13 protein-coding genes are annotated in these 16,700 nt (G+C 68.7%); 11 read left to right on the top strand and 2 right to left on the bottom strand.

Features of this window, described 5'->3' with window-relative positions:
* Positions 1 to 3 precede the first annotated feature (3 nt).
* The 4 genes from ACXMDP_RS06745 to ACXMDP_RS06730 all read left to right on the top strand — a co-directional run bounded on the left by ACXMDP_RS06745 (position 4) and on the right by ACXMDP_RS06730 (position 7,071).
* The gene (locus tag ACXMDP_RS06745) at positions 4 to 2,397 is read left to right on the top strand and encodes a UvrD-helicase domain-containing protein (RefSeq protein ID WP_457767140.1); all 2,394 of its coding nucleotides are present in this window, start codon (positions 4 to 6) and stop codon (positions 2,395 to 2,397) included.
* Positions 2,289 to 4,028, top strand: a complete 1,740-nt coding sequence (locus tag ACXMDP_RS06740) for a 3'-5' exonuclease (protein ID WP_457767208.1) — start codon at positions 2,289 to 2,291, stop codon at positions 4,026 to 4,028. Before ACXMDP_RS06745 ends, ACXMDP_RS06740 begins: the two co-directional genes overlap by 109 nt.
* Positions 4,029 to 4,378: 350 nt before the next feature.
* Positions 4,379 to 5,770, top strand: a complete 1,392-nt coding sequence (locus ACXMDP_RS06735) for an AAA family ATPase (RefSeq protein WP_399233686.1) — start codon at positions 4,379 to 4,381, stop codon at positions 5,768 to 5,770.
* Complete coding sequence (locus tag ACXMDP_RS06730; RefSeq protein ID WP_259730469.1) at positions 5,767 to 7,071, top strand: MFS transporter; 1,305 nt, start codon at positions 5,767 to 5,769, stop codon at positions 7,069 to 7,071. Before ACXMDP_RS06735 ends, ACXMDP_RS06730 begins: the two co-directional genes overlap by 4 nt.
* 164 nt (positions 7,072 to 7,235) lie before the next feature.
* Here ACXMDP_RS06730 and ACXMDP_RS06725 read toward each other — a convergent pair whose 3' ends face one another.
* On the bottom strand, positions 7,236 to 9,404 hold the full coding sequence (locus ACXMDP_RS06725) for a glutamine synthetase III family protein (RefSeq protein ID WP_259730468.1): 2,169 nt from the start codon (positions 9,402 to 9,404) through the stop codon (positions 7,236 to 7,238).
* Positions 9,405 to 9,653: 249 nt separating this feature from the next.
* Between ACXMDP_RS06725 and ACXMDP_RS06720 the strand changes: the two genes are divergently transcribed.
* The 4 genes from ACXMDP_RS06720 (at position 9,654) to ACXMDP_RS06705 (ending at position 12,741) form a co-directional block, all read left to right on the top strand.
* Positions 9,654 to 9,878 (top strand): hypothetical protein, encoded by a 225-nt coding sequence (locus ACXMDP_RS06720; RefSeq protein WP_094511015.1) that lies wholly within the window; start codon positions 9,654 to 9,656, stop codon positions 9,876 to 9,878.
* Positions 9,871 to 10,278, top strand: coding sequence for a phosphomannose isomerase type II C-terminal cupin domain (locus ACXMDP_RS06715; protein WP_259730467.1), 408 nt, complete (start codon positions 9,871 to 9,873; stop codon positions 10,276 to 10,278). Before ACXMDP_RS06720 ends, ACXMDP_RS06715 begins: the two co-directional genes overlap by 8 nt.
* A gap of 306 nt (positions 10,279 to 10,584) precedes the next feature.
* Entirely contained in the window at positions 10,585 to 12,417 is a 1,833-nt protein-coding gene (locus tag ACXMDP_RS06710; protein WP_399233683.1) for a DEAD/DEAH box helicase, read from the top strand.
* 39 nt (positions 12,418 to 12,456) lie between these two features.
* Entirely contained in the window at positions 12,457 to 12,741 is a 285-nt protein-coding gene (locus ACXMDP_RS06705; RefSeq protein ID WP_259730465.1) for a hypothetical protein, read from the top strand.
* Positions 12,742 to 12,745: 4 nt separating this feature from the next.
* Here the strand turns inward: ACXMDP_RS06705 and ACXMDP_RS06700 are convergent, their stop codons facing one another.
* Complete coding sequence (locus tag ACXMDP_RS06700; protein ID WP_094511019.1) at positions 12,746 to 12,946, bottom strand: hypothetical protein; 201 nt, start codon at positions 12,944 to 12,946, stop codon at positions 12,746 to 12,748.
* 115 nt (positions 12,947 to 13,061) lie between these two features.
* Here ACXMDP_RS06700 and ACXMDP_RS06695 point away from each other — a divergent pair, with 115 nt between their 5' ends.
* From ACXMDP_RS06695 to ACXMDP_RS06685, 3 genes are all read left to right on the top strand, one after another.
* Positions 13,062 to 14,882 carry an ABC transporter ATP-binding protein gene (locus ACXMDP_RS06695; protein ID WP_259730464.1) on the top strand — a complete coding sequence of 607 codons (1,821 nt, stop codon included), beginning with the start codon at positions 13,062 to 13,064 and terminating at the stop codon, positions 14,880 to 14,882.
* A gap of 102 nt (positions 14,883 to 14,984) precedes the next feature.
* The gene (locus ACXMDP_RS06690; protein WP_259730463.1) at positions 14,985 to 15,614 is read left to right on the top strand and encodes a ParB/Srx family N-terminal domain-containing protein; all 630 of its coding nucleotides are present in this window, start codon (positions 14,985 to 14,987) and stop codon (positions 15,612 to 15,614) included.
* A gap of 204 nt (positions 15,615 to 15,818) precedes the next feature.
* Positions 15,819 to 16,673 (top strand): LCP family protein, encoded by an 855-nt coding sequence (locus ACXMDP_RS06685; protein WP_233132847.1) that lies wholly within the window; start codon positions 15,819 to 15,821, stop codon positions 16,671 to 16,673.
* The last annotated feature ends 27 nt before the right edge of the window (positions 16,674 to 16,700 follow it).

The following is a 16,700-nucleotide window of genomic DNA, read 5'->3' as shown; positions in this document are numbered from 1 at the left end:
GCCATGAGCCACGCCAGCAGCCAGCCAGACCCCTGCGCCAATGCGGCCGATAGGCCGCTGCTGGAGTTCGATGCCAACGCCCTGCCGCTCAGCGCTGGCCTGCGGCTGCTCGAAGCCAGTGCAGGCACCGGCAAAACCTTCGCCCTGGCCCATCTGGTGCTGCGCCTGGTGACAGAGCCCCATCTGATGGAGCGCCCCCTGGCCTTGCGGGAACTGCTGGTGGTGACCTTCACCGAAGCGGCGGCAGCCGAACTGCGCGACCGGATCGGCCGGCGGTTTCAGCAGGCCCTCGAGGCGTTGGAGGCGCTGCAGGCTCTCGAGGCACCGAACACGCTGCAGCCACCTGCCGCCGCCCGGCCCGCCATGGACGCGGTGCTGGCCGGCTGGCTGGAGCAGCTGCCTAGCGGCACCAACCTGCCCCAGCTGCGCGCCCGGCTGCTGCTGGCCCTTGAAGAGCTGGATGCCGCCGACATCACCACGATCCATGGCTTCTGCCACCGCAACCTGCGGCGCCAGGCGCTGGAGGCAGGCCTGGGCCCGCAGCTGGAGGTGGAAACAGAGGGGGCCGAGCTCGCCGAGCAGATCGTCCACGACTACTGGCACAGCCAGGTGCTGCCCCTGCCGCTTCACCTGCTGCAAGGGCTGAAACGGGCCAAGGTGACCCCGGCCACCCTCAACGGCCTGCTCCAGCTGCTGGAAGGCGATGCGGCGCTGGCGCCCCCGCCCCTGCCGGACGGCTGGCGGGCCGAGGCGCCGCTGCAGGAGCAGCTCACCGCCTTCTGGGGCCAGGTGTGGGAGCGGTTCAAGCCGTTATGGGCGGCGCGGGGGGAAGCGCTGGAGCAGACGTTCTGTACCAGTGCCAGGCAATGGAAGGCGGCGGGGGCCAGCAAGACCGGGATCTACGCGGGCCGTCCAAGGACCAAGCGGGTCGAGGAGCTCAACGCCTGGCTCGCCGCCCAGCCCGATCCCGGCTCCTACGCCGAGCTGCGCATCGACAAACGCAGCTGGCTACCCGACTACTTCCATCCCGCCGTCTTCACGAAGGTCGCCGAGACGTTCGAAACCCCGCCGGTGTCGTTGCCGGAGCGGCCGCTGCTGGAGGCGGTGGCCGCGCTGGTGGACGGCCCCGCTGAAGCGGTGCTGGCCCACTTCTGCCACTGGGGCGTGGGGGAACTGCGCAGCCGGCGGCAGCGGGCTGGGCGGATCAGCTATGGGGAGCTGTTGCAAGGCCTCGATCCCGGCCCGACGGGCACAGAGCGTCCCGCGCTGATCGAGGCGCTGCGCCGCCGCTACCGGGCGGCCCTGATCGATGAATTCCAGGACACCGACCCGATCCAGTGGCGCACGCTGCGGCAGGCCTTTGCCCCCGCCGCTGGCGCCGGCCAGCATCTGCTGGTGATCGTGGGTGACCCCAAACAGGCGATCTACCGCTTCCGTGGCGGCGATCTCGACACCTACCTGGCGGCGCGGCAACTGGCGGCCCGCACCCCGGCGGCGGCAGGCGAACCCTCCATCCGCAGCATGCGCCACAACTTCCGCGCCTCAGAGCCCCTGGTGGCCGCGCTCAACCACTTGATGGCCCCCGGGCTGGTGCGCACCAACCTGCCCGTGCCCGCCGTGGTGGCCCAGCCGCAGCGGCAAGCGCTGCACCTGCAGCTGCCCCCAGGCCAGGCGCCGCTGCAACTGTTGTGGCTGGGGCCGGAGCCTGGATCCTCCGCCGCCGGGGCGAAGCTGCCCAGCAAAACCGCGCTGGAGCAGACCCTGCCGCGGCAGATCGGTGCGCTGACGCTGGACCTGCTGCAGCGCGGCATCGAGGTGCACGCGCACGCTGAGCAGCGGGCGCTTGAACCGGGCGACATCTGTCTGCTGGTGAGTCGCCACTCCCAGGCCGACGCCCTGCGCCGCGCCCTGGAGGAACGGGGCATCGCCAGCAGGCTGGTGAGCAAGGGCGATGTGTTCGAAAGCGAAGGGGCCAGTGCCTTGCAACGCCTCCTCGATGCCCTGGCGGAACCCGGCAGCGGTCCGCGGCAGCGGCTGCTGGCCGCCTCCCCCCTGCTGAGCTGGAGTCCCCGGCGCCTCACCGCCGCCAGCCCGGCCGACTGGGATGCCCTGGCCGATCGTCTGGCGCGGCTGGCCGAACTGCTGGAGGGGGGCCTGCTGGGGGTGCTGGCCGAACTGCTGGAGGGGAGGGGCTGGGGCGCCTGTCGCAGAGCGGCAGGCTGCTCGCCGATCTGCAGCAATGCGCTGAGCTGGTGCAGGAGCAGATGCACAACGAACAGCTCGGGGCGGTGGCCGCCGCCGACTGGTTACGTCGCCGCCGCCGCCATCCGCCCAACGACCCGCCGGAACGGCACCAGCCCCACAGCGATGCGGTGGAATCAGCGGTGCGGGTGGTGACGGTGCACCGCAGCAAAGGGCTGGAGTTTCCGGTGGTGATCTGTCCCTATCTCTGGCAGGCGCCCCCCGCAGCCACATCCGCCGCCAACCCTGGCGTGCGCTGGACACCTCCCGGTGCCGCGGGCCCCAGCCTCGACATCTCCGTGAACCAGCGCTGGGGCGTGGGCCGCGAAGCACGGCAGCAGAAGCATGAGGCGGAGGCGCAGGAAGCGGAGCGGCTGGCCTACGTGGCGCTGACCCGCGCCATGCAGCTGCTCGTGCTCGTCTACGGGCCCTCACAAGACCAGGAGGCCAATCCGCTGCGGCCCTGGCTGTTCCCCGGCCAGCCCCTGAGCGAGCCCGGCGCCGACGACTCCAGCACCCAGGTGTTGGGCCCAGGTGACGCGCTGAGTGGTCTGAGCTGGATTCAACTGCCGGCGCAAGCTGACGTCCTGGGGCGCTGGCAGTCCCCGCCCCGCCACGGCACGCTGCACACAGGCCCGGTGCCGCAGCGGCTGCTCGATGGGAACTGGGGCCGCAGCAGTTACTCCAGCTGGACGCACCACAGCAGCGGCGCTGCCCTGGCTCCGGCGGCGCTCGAAGACGGTCGTGAAACCGATGCCAACACCGCCGCCCCGCCGATCGAGGCGATGATCGAAGCGGCAGCCAGCGCCACCTCGGGGCCAGCCACCTCCCAGCCGGGCACCTCTGGTCAAGCCGGCTCCAACGCAGCCACTTCTGGTCCAGTCACTTCTGGCTCAGCCAACTCAGACCCAGCCAGCTCCGACCCAGACGCCCACGGCCCCCTGCAGGATTTCCCACGGGGCGCCTCTGCCGGCGATTGCCTGCACCGCATCCTCGAGCAGGTCGACCATCAACGCCGTGCCGTTGCCGATCCCGCCACCGCCGCCCTGGTGGAGCTGGAGCTGGGGCGGGCCGGCATCGACCTGGAGCAGCGGGATGCCGTGCTGGCCGGCCTCGAGCAGCTGCGCCTCACCCCGATGGGCGGCCCGCTGGGCAGCTTCCGCCTCGCCGAGCTGCCTCTGACGCGGCGGCTGAACGAAATGAACTTCGACCTGCCCCTGGCCTCTGAGCCGAGGGCGTCCCAGCAGGACTCGCCGCTGGTGCGCGCCGCCGGGCTGGCAGCCCCGTTCCGCGACCATCCCAGCGGGGCCTTCGGCGCCACCTACGCCAGCCAGCTGGAGCAGCTGCCGGTGGCCAGCCGCGGCTTTCTCACCGGCTCGATCGATCTGGTGTTCACCGCTCCCGCCGCCGCTGGCGAGCTGCGCTGGTGGGTGGCCGACTGGAAGAGCAACTGGCTGGGTGAGCGCGGCGAGAACGGCCAACCGCTGGCCTGCGGACCCCTGCATTACGGCCCGCCGGCGATGGCGGCGCTGATGGCGGCAAATCACTACCCACTGCAGGCTCACCTCTATCTGGTGGCGCTGCATCGCTACCTGCGCTGGCGCCTGCCGGGCTACAGCCCCGAGCGCGATCTGGGCGGCTACGTCTACGTGTTTCTGCGCGGCGTGCCGGGGGAGCGGGCTCAGGCGGCCGGGCCCGGAGCGGCCGTACCGGGAATGTTCGTGGAAGCGGTCGATCCCGATCGGCTGCTGGCCCTCGATGCCGCCCTGCGGGAGGGGCAGCCATGACGGATGCCTCGCAAGAAGCACAGGCACCCGCGCCGTTCGGGGCTCTCACCACAGCAGCCACAGGCGCGGTGGCAGCGTCTGGCTGGACGCTGGGGATGGCCCTGGCCGAAGCCCTGCCGCGCCTCTACGGGGTGAAGCGCGATCCGCTGGTGGAGGAGCTGATCCTGGCGCTGGCGCTGGCGGTGCAACGCGGCGAGCTGGAGCTGCCGCTGGCGGGAACGGCGCCGGAAGGGATCGGGGCGGAAAGCGTGGCCGCCGGCCTCTGGCCGGAGGGCCACCGGGCAGCGCTGGAGCGCTCCCCTCTGCTGGACGCTGGCCGGGAAGCCTCGCCGGCCGGCCCGGCCCCGCTGGTGCACACGGCAGCGGGTGGCCTGGCCTGGCGGCGTTGGCGCGACCAGCTCGACGACGTGCTGGCCCAGTTGCGGCAGCGGGCCCTGAGCCCGCTGGAGCCAGCGCTGCCGCCGGAGCATCGCCAGCGCCTGTGCGATACGGCCTGCCGCCGCGGCGCCCTCGATTCTCAACAGGTGCGGGCGGTGGATGCCCTGCTGTCTCAGCGGCTGGTGCTGCTCGGCGGCGGTCCGGGCACCGGCAAGACCACCACGGTGGTGCAGATGCTGGCCGCGGCGCTGGAGGCCCGCCCCGACCTGCGGGTGCACCTGGCAGCGCCCACCGGCAAGGCCGCCACGCGCCTGCGGCAGGCGATCCGGGAACGCGGGGACCGCCTGCCCGACGACCTGGCCGAACGCTGCATGGCCCTGCCCTGCACCACCCTGCACCGCCTGCTGGAAAGCCGCGGCGATGGTTTCGCCCGCGACCGCCGCCACCCGCTCGCCCTCGATCTGCTGGTGATCGATGAGGTGTCGATGCTGGATCTGGCTTTGATGGCAGCCGTTCTCGACGCCCTGCCGCAGCAGGCCCAGCTGCTGCTGGTGGGCGATCCGGCCCAGTTGCCGCCGGTGAGCCCCGGCGCCGTGCTGATCGCCATCGAAGACGACCACCGCCGCGCCTCGCTGGGGGAAGCGATGGTGCAACTGGCCACCCCTTACCGCAACGAAGGGGCGATCGCCGCCGTGGCCGCCCAGGTGCGCAACGGCGGCGGCGCCCGGCTGGAGCGAAGCCTTGCCGCACTCCAACCGCGCGACAACCTGCATTGGCTGCGCTGCGAGCCGCCGCGGCTGCCTGAAGCACCGCTGGAGCGGCTGCGCGCCCATCAGGAACGGCTGCGGGAACTGGCGATGGCCTTTGATCCCAGCCAGCTTTCCGCGGCCCAGGCGCTGCTGAACGAACTGGAAGCCTGCGTGCTGCTCACGCCCGTGCGCAGTGGCAGCTGGGGGGTGGAGGCCCTGCACCGCCGCCTGTTGGGGGAGGCCGCCGAGCGGGGCGCGGCAGCCTGGCCGCTGGGCACGCCGGTGCTGTGCAGCCGCAACCTGGCGGAACAGAACCTGGCCAATGGCGATGTGGGCGTGGTGGTGCGGCCGGGGCGCGAGACGCTGCTGCTGTTCAGTGACGACACAGCCGGGCCCCGGTTGCTCCATCCCGCCCGCCTGCCAGGGGCGGAACCGGCGCTGGCCCTCACGATCCACAAATCGCAGGGCAGCCAGTACCAGGAGGTGGTGGTGCTGCTGCCCAGGAGTGAGCGCTGGGAGGGGCGGCTGCTCTATACCGCTCTCACCCGTGCGCGCCAGGAGGCCTGGCTGGTCACCCCACCGCTGCCGCCCTGGGCGCCGGCGCCGGGCTCGTGATCCCTGCGGGCAGGCCCACCCTCACAGCGTCGGACTGGCGGATCTGGGGCCTCACCGCCGCAGGCAAATACCTGGAGGGGCTGGTGGTGTTCATGGGGGGCATCGCCCTGCCGCTGGTGCAGGCGGAGCTGGCGCCGGCCAGGGCAGCGGTGGGTCTGCTGGCGGCCGCGCCGCTGATCGGCATCCTCGTGGGCGCGCCGCTGCTGGGCACGCTGGCCGACCGCTGGGGCCGCCGGCCGGTGTTCTTAGCCGAGCTGGTGCTTCTGCTGGCGGGGCTGCTGGGGGCCGCCGCCAGTCCGAACGTCACCTGCCTGGTGGCGGCACTGCTGCTGATCGGCCTGGCGCTCGGCGCCGACTACCCCACCGGCCATCTGGTGATCTCCGAACAGTTGCCGGCGGCCTGGCGTGGCCCGCTGGTGCTGGGCGCCTTCGGCTGCCAGGCCGTGGGGGCACTGAGCGGCAGCCTGCTGGGCTGGCTGCTGGCTGCTCATGGCAGCCTGGGGCCACTGGGCTGGCGCAGCCTCTATCTCCTGCCGGTGCTGCCGGTGCTTCTGCTCACCTGGGCGCGGCTGGGGGTGCCGGAAAGCCCTGGCTGGCGGCCGCCGGGTGTTGCCCAGCCGCAGGCCGCTGGAGAAGGGGGGTCGGCGTCAGCCACTGGCCAGACCGAGACGGCGCATCCTCTGCCCAACCCGTTGCCACCTCGCGCACCCAGCCCGCTGGCGCCTCCTTCACTGCGCCCACTGCTGCTGGCCGGGCTGCCGTGGTTTGTGCAGGACCTCAGCACCTACGGGGTGGGAATCTTCCTGCCGCAACTGCTGGTGCAGGGCGGCGTGCAACAGCACAGCCTGGGCTGGGCCACAGCGGCCGATGGGCTGTTCGTGGCAGGAATCGGCCTGGCAATCGTGCTGGTCGACCGCCTGGGCCGGATCGGGCTGCAGGTGGCCGGCTTCGGGGGCTGCGCCGCTGGGCTGGCGCTGGCGGCGTGGGGCTGCAGCGGGGCTGTTCAGGCGCCCGGCCTGGTGATCGCCGGGGTGGGCCTGTTTCTGTTCATGACCAACGCCGGCCCCAATGCCACCACCTATCTCCTTGCAGGAGAGGTGTTCCCGATCGCCCAGCGCGGCCAGGGGGCGGGCCTTGCGGCCGCTGCCGGCAAAGCCGGCGCGGTGCTCGCCGCCCTCACACTGCCGGGGTTGCTGCACCGCTGGGGAACGGGTGCGGTGTTGACTGGCCTGGCGGTCAGTTCGGTGATCGGCGCACTGCTCACCGGCTGGTTACGGTTTGACCCGGCACAGGAGCGCTAACCATTCAGCGCAACAGGGCTCGGCAAAAAACGGGGCCTCGGCACGCGGTGAAGCGGCCAGGACCCCGGAGGTGGAGCATTCAGATCAAGCCTCTGAGCAAGGTTTCAGAGCTGCGCACAGAACAGAAAAGGGGGCAGGACGGCACCCGCCCCCCAGCGTTCTGACTACTTGATGAACAGCATCTCCTGGTAGGTGGGCAGCGGCCAGGCGTTGTCGTCCACCAGGGTTTCGAGCCCGTCGACGGCTTCGCGGATCTTGTACATCAGCGGCAGCAGGGTGTCGGCGCAGTGGCGCATGTGGGCAGCCTCGCCGTGGGGCGGGCTGGCCAGAGCGGACTCCAGGGCCACGCAGTTGGCCAGCAGCTCCTGGTTGAGCGTGGCGATCCGGCCGGCCATGGCCCGATCGGGCGGCAGACCCAGGGTTTCCTGGTAGTGGAGGGAGTTGGCCAGCTGACCGAGATAGGTCATCACGGCGGGGTACACCTGGGTGCGGGCCATCTGCAGCACCAACTTGGCCTCCACTTCCACCGCCAGCACGTACTGCTCGGCATACACCTCGAAGCGGCTGTGCAGCTCCACCGGGGTGAGCACACCGGTGCGCTCGAACAGGGCCTTGATGTCGTCCCGCTCCAGCACGAGCAGCGCATCGGCGGTGGTGGGGAGGTTCTCCAGGCCCCGTTCGGTCACGGCCTTTTCATGCCACTCACTGGAGTAGCCGTCACCGCCGAACACCACATTGCCGTGCTGCTGCATGATCGCCTGCAGCACTGCAGCGGCTGCCGACTCCAGCGACGCACCGGCACCCATCTTGGCCTCCAGTTCGTCGGCCACGTACTTGAGCGAGTCGGCCAGAATCGTGTTCATGGCCACCAGCGGGCCGGCCACGGATTGATTCGAACCCACGGCGCGGAACTCGAAGCGGTTGCCGGTGAAGGCGAACGGGGAGGTGCGGTTGCGATCACCCGGATCCTTGGGGAACTCGGGCAGGGTGTCGACACCGAGCTGCATCAATCCACCGTGGTCGGTACTGCCAAGGTTGCCGTTCTTGATCATCGTGAAGACCTCTTCCAGCTGGCTGCCGAGGTACATCGAGATGATCGCCGGCGGCGCTTCGTTGGCACCGAGGCGGTGATCATTGCCGGCCGTGGCCACCACAGCACGCAGCAGCGGGCCGTAGAGATGCACGCCACGAATCACAGCACCGCAGAACAGCAGGAACTGCATGTTCTCCTCGGGGCTGCTGCCGGGATCCAGCAGGTTGCCCTGGGTGCCGTTGCCCACCGACCAGTTCACGTGCTTGCCGGAGCCGTTGATGCCAGCGAAGGGCTTCTCGTGCAGCAGGCAGTTCATGCCGTGGCGGCGCGCCGTGTTCTTCAGCAGCGTCATGGTGAGCTGCTGGTGGTCGGTGGCCACGTTGGCCGCCTCAAAGAACGGAGCAATCTCGAACTGGCCCGGTGCCACTTCGTTGTGGCGGGTTTTGGCGGGAATGCCCAGCTTGTACATCTGGCGTTCCACGTCCTGCATGAACACCTGCACCCGCTGGGGGATCGCACCGAAGTAGTGGTCGTCGAATTGCTGGCCCTTGGCGGAAGGATGGCCGAACAGGGTGCGGCCCGCCAGCAGCAGGTCGGGGCGGAGGGTCACGAAGGCGCTGTCGACCAGGAAGTATTCCTGTTCAGCACCGCAGCTGGAATTGACCGGGGCGATCTCGGTGTTGCCGAGCAACTTGAGCAGCCGCTGGGCCTGCTTGTTCATCGCGGCGTTGGAGCGCAGCAGCGGTGTCTTCTTGTCGAGGGCTTCACCCGTCCACGACACGAACACCGTGGGGATGCAGAGGGTGATGCCGTTGGGCGTCTCCATCAGGAAGGCCGGGCTGGTGATGTCCCAGGCCGTGTAACCGCGGGCTTCGAAGGTGGAGCGGATGCCGCCGTTGGGGAAGGAGGAACCGTCAGGCTCACCCTGCACCAGCACCTTGCCGGTGAATTCACAGATGGCCGAACCATCGCTCTGGGTGGAGATGAAGCCGTCGTGCTTCTCCGCCGTGGAGTTGGTGAGCGGATAGAACACGTGGGCGTAGTAGAGGGCGCCACGGCCCACCGCCCAGTCTTTCATCGCCTGGGCTACAACATTGGCCACGGAAACATCAAGTTTGCCGCCTTCCTTGATGGTTTTCTGAACCGATTTGAAGATGTCCTTCGGCAAGGACGACTTCATCTTGGCCAGATCGAAAACGTCAGACGCCCACAACTCTGAGAGGGGCGCAATGGGAGGAAACTCCGGGGATGGCCGTTCCTGGATGCACTGGATGGCCGCGAGACGCTGCGAACTGGGCATGAGGGGCAGAAAAGATCCGCCCAGCATCCAACCCCTCAGCCTTGCCACCAGATGACGCCGTTGCTACAGATCAATTGGTGGGTCCGTCCACGGTCTCGAATCGCTCAAGCTCGGGCATTCCCAGTCGGATGCTGCGCAGCATCGAACCAGCAACGAGCGGCAAGAGCCGCGCGCGCTGTGTCAGGCCCGCGGCGCCCTTCACTGACCACGTCATGCGACAGACTGAACCTGCATTCCGCTGCAGCGTCGATGGTTCGCTACTACCTCCTGCTGCCGGATCCGAAGGCCGGAGCCGAGGCCACGCTCGGGCGCATGCTCGACGACCGCTCTGAAGCCTGCTTCGACGCCACCACCACACCCCCGGGCTGGCAGAACTGCACGAATCAGATTCAGCGCCGGCTGCACGCCCACGACAAGATCGCCGAAATCAGCCTGGAGCGCGCTCAGGCCTGGCAACCCTCCGCCTTTGCCTGAAGCCGGCCGCGAGTTACCGCCCGGCCCCGAGGCCCAGGTTGACGCCGGATCAGGGCGATGCCAACGCCCCTGGGGATGGTTCGAGACCCTTGCCGATGGTGAGTCCTACCGGGTGAAACGGCTGCTGGTGCTGGCCCACCAGCGCATCAGCCTCCAACGTCATCGCCACCGCTGTGAGCACTGGGTGGTGGTGGCCGGCAACGGTCGGCTTGAACTGGAGGGGGAATCCATCCCGGCCCGGCCGGGTGTCACCTTGTTCATCCCTGTGGGCGCGATGCATCGGCTCACCGCCGGCTCCAGCGATCTGGTCCTGATTGAGGTGCAGCGGGGCGACCGTCTCGAAGAAAGTGATATCGAGCGTTGGCAGGACGATTACGGCCGGGCCGTCAGCAGCACATGACGGGGATTCCGGCCGTTCAGGTGTTACATTGTGCACTCACCCTTTGATGAAGGGCAAGGCAGGCGTGCTACAGGCCATCAAGGCCATGAGCTTCGGGTTGCTGCCGGCCTGTGTTGAAGGAACTCCTCAGGCCCCAGCCACCCACCCAGATTCGTGACCCAGCCTTCTGCTTGCGAGAGCTTCGCGTGCTCTGTTGACACCGACGCGTCCCTCTCCGCCTCCAATTCCACCTCGACGAGCCATCCCATCACCACCCTTTCCCTCTCCGCCGACCCGATCGCCGCGGATTCCGCCGCCACGCCAGCCCTGCCGCTGACGAGCGTCGATCTCACCGCCCTGGAAGCCACCAGCCCCGCCGTGACGGACGCCACAACCGAAGCCAGCACCCTGATCGGTCCGCTCACCACCACCGCAGCACCTGCCGAAGCGAAGAACGGCTTCGCCAGCTTTGGTTTCTCCGCCGAGCTGCTGGAGGCCGTCGAAGGCTGCGGCTACACCGAGCCTTCCCCGATCCAGAAAGCCGCCATTCCTGAGCTGCTGCTGGGCCGCGATCTGGTCGGCCAGGCGCAGACCGGCACCGGCAAGACAGCCGCCTTCGCCCTGCCCCTGCTGGCTCGCCTCGATCCGGCCCAACGCACCCCGCAAGTGCTGGTGCTCACGCCCACCCGCGAGCTGGCACTGCAGGTGGCGGAATCCTTCAACAGCTATGCCAACAAGCTCCCGCAGGTGCGGGTGCTTCCCATCTATGGCGGAGCCGATTTCCGCGATCAGATCGTGCGTCTGCGCCGTGGCGTGCAGGTGGTGGTGGGCACCCCTGGCCGGGTGATGGATCACATGCGCCAGGGCACCCTTGATCTTTCCGGCCTGCGCAGCCTCGTGCTCGACGAAGCCGATGAAATGCTGCGCATGGGCTTCATCGACGACGTGGAGTGGGTACTGGGGCAGTTGCCGAGCGAGCGGCAGGTGATCCTGTTCTCCGCCACCATGCCGTCCGAAATCCGGCGGCTTTCGAAGAACTATCTCCGCAGCCCGGCGGAAGTGACGATCCGGCAGAAAGGCGCTGAATCCAGTTCCATCCGCCAGCGCCATCTGGTGGTGAACGGATCCCAGAAACTGGAAGCTCTCACCCGGGTGCTCGAGGCCGAAAGCAGCGAGGGTGTGATCATCTTTGCCCGCACCAAGGCCATCACCCTGGCGGTGTCCGAAGCGCTCGAACAGCAGGGCCACGATGTCGCTGTGCTCAACGGCGATGTGCCGCAGGCCCAGCGGGAACGCACCGTGGAGCGGCTGCGCAGCGGCAAGGTGAACGTGCTTGTGGCCACGGATGTGGCGGCGCGCGGCCTCGACGTCGACCGCATCACCCTGGTGATCAACTTCGACATCCCCTTTGACAGCGAGGCCTACGTGCACCGCATCGGCCGCACCGGCCGGGCCGGCCGCAAGGGCGACGCGATCCTGTTCCTCACCCCGCGGGAGCGCCGCTTCCTCTCAGGTCTCGAGCGTGCCGTCGGCAAGCCGATCGAGCCGATGGAGGTGCCCAGCAACGCCGACATCAACCAGAGCCGGCTGGATCGCCTGCGTCAGCGCCTCACCGCCGCTGTGCAGGAGCCCACAAGTGAGCCCCAGGAACTGGCCCTGCTCAGCGAGATTATCCAGAGGGTAGGCCGCGAGATCGAGGTCACCCCGGAGCAACTGGCCCTGGCCGCCCTCCAGCTCGCCGTGGGCGATCGCCCGCTGCTCGCCCAGGGTGAAGAAAACTGGCAGCAGAGCGGAGGACGCGACCGTGACCGTCAACGGGACGGCGATGGCCGCCGTGGCGAGCGCGGCGAGCAACGGCGGCCCCTTGGCCAGGGCCGCAACGGCGGCGGGTTCCGCGAGGAAGGCAGCGCGCCCCCCGACGACCAGATGGACCGGTTCCGCATCGAAGTGGGCTGGCGTGACCGCGTCAAGCCGGGCAACATCGTGGGAGCGATCGCCAATGAGGCTGGCCTTAACGGCCGCAGCATCGGCAGGATCCAGATCTTCGACACGCACAGCGTGATCGATCTGCCCAAGGGAATGCCTGAAGATGTGTTCGCTGCTCTCGCCCGCCTGCGGGTGATGAACAAGGAGCTGCAGATTTCCCGTCACCAGGGCTGAGCCCTTCAGCCCCTCCCCGCCATTGCCTTGAGGCCCTCCATGCGCCTGGTCTTCACCTTCACCTCGCTGGGTGCCCTCACGCTCTTTGCCCAACCGGTGCAGGCCGATACGCTCAGCGCATCGGCTTCCGCCCGCAACGACAGCGTCACCAGGTTCTGCCTGGCGGGGTTCCAGGCCGCCTTCCAAGCGGCCCGCAAAGTGCCCCCGGATGGCATGGGGGCCTATACCTGCAACTGCTTCGTGGAGCAGGTGAACAAGGGCTCCAGCATCCAGGGCGCCACCGACATCTGCCGGCAGCTCGCCACGACCAAGTACCGGCTCTGAGCGTTCAGCTCCAGAGGCTGGTCACACCATCGGTGCACAGCAGGCTCACCTGCTCCAGGGGCAGGTTTTCGATCGTGGCGATCAAGGTCGTCTGCACCTCGGTGGACTCGGTGAGCACCAGGGATTGCAGCAGGTCGAAACGGTCCTGAGGGGCGAGTTCGCCGTTCTCGCACCAGGCCAGACTCCAGGGGACAGGGGCAGACATTGGTTCGGGATCGCCGGGTGTTGGTTCCGTGACAATCAGACGACCTTCGCCCATTTCCTCCCTTCTTCCCTTTTCCTTCCGTTCTGCTTCACGCTTTGCCACGCCTGCCCAGGCCATGCCGCCACTTTCTTCGCCCCAGCACGAGCCCCAACACTCTGCCCCCGCGCTGAAGCGGCTGCTGCGAGCCCTGCGGCCGCACCGCCGGCGGGTGTGGCAGGCGGCGTTCTGTTCGGTGCTCAACAAAATCTTCGATCTGGCGCCGCCGGTGCTGATCGGCCTGGCGGTGGATGTGGTGGTCCGCCAGCAGACTTCCAGCCTCGCCGCGCTCGGGTTCCGCAGCGTGCCGAGCCAGCTGGGGCTGCTGGCCCTGCTCTCGTTCGTGACCTGGAGCGCCGAATCCGGCTTCGAATACCTCTATGGCGTGCTGTGGCGCAACCTCGCCCAGACCGTGCAGCACGAGCTGCGGCTTGAGGCCTACGGCCATCTGCAGCAGCTGGAGATGGCCTTCTTCGAGTCGAGCAGCAGCGGCCGGCTGATGGCGATCCTCAACGACGACATCAACCAGCTCGAGCGCTTCCTCGACCATGGCGCCAACGAGCTGCTGCAACTGGTGACCACCGTGGTGGCGGTGGGCGGGGCCATGGCCGTGCTCTCCCCCAGCGTGGCGGGGGTGGCATTTCTGCCGATCCCGGTGATCCTCTGGGGCTCGCTCAGCTTCCAGAAGCGGCTGGCTCCGCGCTACCGCGAGGTGCGTGAAAGGGCTGGCGATCTGAACAGCAGCCTGGCCAACAACCTCGGCGGCATGCTCACGATCAAGAGCTTCGCCGCTGAAGCCTGGGAGCTGGAGCGCCTCCGCGGCGAAAGCGAGGCCTACCGCGCCAGCAACCGCCGAGCGATCCGCATCTCGGCCGCCTTCATTCCGCTGATCCGCTTCGCGATCCTGTTCGCCTTCCTGGCGATCCTGGTGATCGGCGGCCTGCAGGCGTGGCAGGGAGCGATCGCTGTAGGCAGCTACAGCTTTCTGGTGTTCATCACCCAGCGTCTGCTCTGGCCGCTCACGACCCTGGGCCGCACCCTCGACGACTACCAGCGGGCCATGGCCTCCACCACCCGGGTGCTCGATCTGCTCGAAACTCCGGTGAGCATTCCCGGCGGCTCCCGGCCGCTGCCCCTTGAGCAGGTGCAGGGCAGGCTCGAGTTCCGCGCGGTGGACTTCGCCTACGGCGGCCGCGACCCCTTGCTGAATGGATTCGAGCTCACCGTGCCGGCCGGCAGCACCGTGGGCATCGTGGGCGCCACGGGCTCGGGCAAGAGCACGATCGTGAAGCTGCTGCTGCGGCTCTATGAGGTGCAGGCGGGCGAGATCCTGCTGGATGGCCAGCCAATTCGGGAGCTGCGGCTCGAGGATCTGCGGCGTGCCATCGGCCTGGTGAGCCAGGAGGTGTTCCTGTTCCACGGCACCGTGGCCGAGAACATCGCCTATGGCAGCTTCAGAGCCAGCCGCACCGCCATCGCCCGAGCCGCTGCCCTCGCCGAAGCCGCCGGCTTCATCGAGGCCCTGCCACAGGGCTACGACACCGTCGTGGGCGAGCGGGGCCAGCGGCTCTCAGGCGGTCAGCGGCAGCGGATCGCCCTGGCCAGGGCCATTCTCAAGAATCCGCCCGTGCTGATCCTTGATGAGGCCACCGCCGCGGTGGACAACGAAACCGAGGCCGCCATCCAGCGTTCCCTTGACCACATCACCGCCTCTCGCACCACGCTGGTGATCGCCCACCGGCTCAGCACCGTGCGCCACGCCGATCGGATCGTGGTGATGGACCAGGGACGCATCGTGGAAGCCGGGCGCCACGAAGAGCTGATCGTCCGCAACGGCGCCTACGCCAACCTCTGGCGCGTGCAGGCCGGACTGCGCCGCGAAGAACCGCTGCTGGCCTGAACACCGGCAGGCATCCGCTGTCCCCTTGATACGGCACGACGGGGTGGGCGGGAATGTTGCAGCATGGACAACTCCTTCAGGGCCCCCTGCTGCCCCCTCACGATGGCGCCGAGCTCCGGTCCCCACGAACTGCCGTCGACGTCCCAGACGGAGTTGCTGGAGTTGCCCGTCGAGCGCCTCCAGCCCACCCAGCTCTGCCTCGGTCTGGCGGAGGTGCGGGCCCGGGCCTGTGATTTCCGCCTTGAATCCGCTGCCAGCCGCCGCCGTTACCTGCGCAGCCGCCCGGTGCCGGTCGCCGTCAGCAGCGCCGGTGAGCACTGGATGATTGATCGCCATCACCGGCTGCGGGCGCTGCTCGACGTCGACCCGGACGTGAGCGTGTTCTGTGCGGTGGTGCTGCGGCTGGAGGGCGCCAGCAGGGCCCACTGCCTCGAGGAGCTCAATCGCCGCGGCTGGCTCTATCTGCACGATGGCGAGGGGCGCGGCCCCCACCCGGCGGAGCGTCTGCCGAGGCGGCTGGAGGCGCTCGACGACGACCCCTACCGCAGCCTGGTCTGGAAGCTGAAGCAGGAGGGGCTGATCCGTGCCCAACCGACCCTGCCCTTCCACGAGTTTCGCTGGGGTGCCTGGCTGCGTCAGCAGGCGCTGCCGCCGTTCAGTTCGATCGAGCTGGATCCGGCCCTGCCGGCGGCGCGGGAACTGGTGCGCCAACGCCGCGATCCTGGGAGCTGAGGTCACCAGCTCAGAAACTGACTGATACCGGCGGGCCTGGGAGGGAAATCCACCGCCAGGATGAAATAAGGTTTCAATATGAAGACATCGGCAGCGAAGCGCCAGAGATCCACAGCGGTTCCTTCGGCGCCTTCAGCCGGATACCCGAGCGCTCCGCCCCCCAAGCGCCGGTCCAGCGGATTGGGGCCGATCCTGCTCGCCGTGATGTTCGGGCTCGGCGGCGGCCTCGCCCTGGCGGTGCCCTTGGCCGATCTGATCAAGGGCAACACCACTGTGAAGCTGGAAGGCTTCCGCAATCCCTTCGGCAGCTGGGTTGACACCGATCGCGACCTGCTGGTGCTCGGCTCCGACGTGGGGGGTGGCAACACCGATGTGATCTTCACGCTGCGGGTGGAGAACGGCAAAACCCAGATCACCCAGGTGCCGCGAGACACCTACATCGATTCCGCCCGCTTCGGCCCGGTCAAGGCCAACGCTCTCTACGCCTACGGCGGAATCGAAGCCGCGAAGGAGGAGCTTTCCGAGCGCCTCGGTCGACCCATCGGCCACTACATCAAGGTGAATCTGAGCGCGATCCGCCGCATGGGCGATGTGCTCGGTGGCGTCGAGGTGGATGTGCCCAAGCGCATGTACTACGTCGACAACAGCCAGGGCCTCTACATCGACCTGCAGCCGGGCATGCAGACGCTCAAGGGCCGCGACCTGGAGGGCTTCCTGCGCTGGCGCCACGACGAGAACGGTGACATCGGCCGCATCGAGCGGCAGCAGCTGGTGCTGGCCGCGGTGTTTCGCAAGCTGATCCGGCCGGACAACCTCATGCGTCTGCCCACCCTGCTCTCCGCCGCCGGGGAGGACGTCAAGACCGATCTCGGGCCGATGCAGATCGGCGGCCTGATCACCGCCATGGCCTCCACCCAGCTCAGCACCGAGCGGCTCGGCGGCCGCCCGTTCGACCGCAACGGCATCAGCTACTGGGAAGCCGACTGGCCCAGCACCGCCGGCACCGCCAGCTCCTCCAAGGAGTCGTCGGACAACGGCCGCTACCGCTTCCTGTTCTGAGCCACGGCGCCAGGGTCGCCGCCACCT

The organism is Cyanobium sp. ULC065 (genome assembly GCF_977927515.1).
The sequence above is the reverse complement of the archived record's forward strand: the minus strand, read 5'-3'. Positions and strand labels throughout refer to the sequence as shown.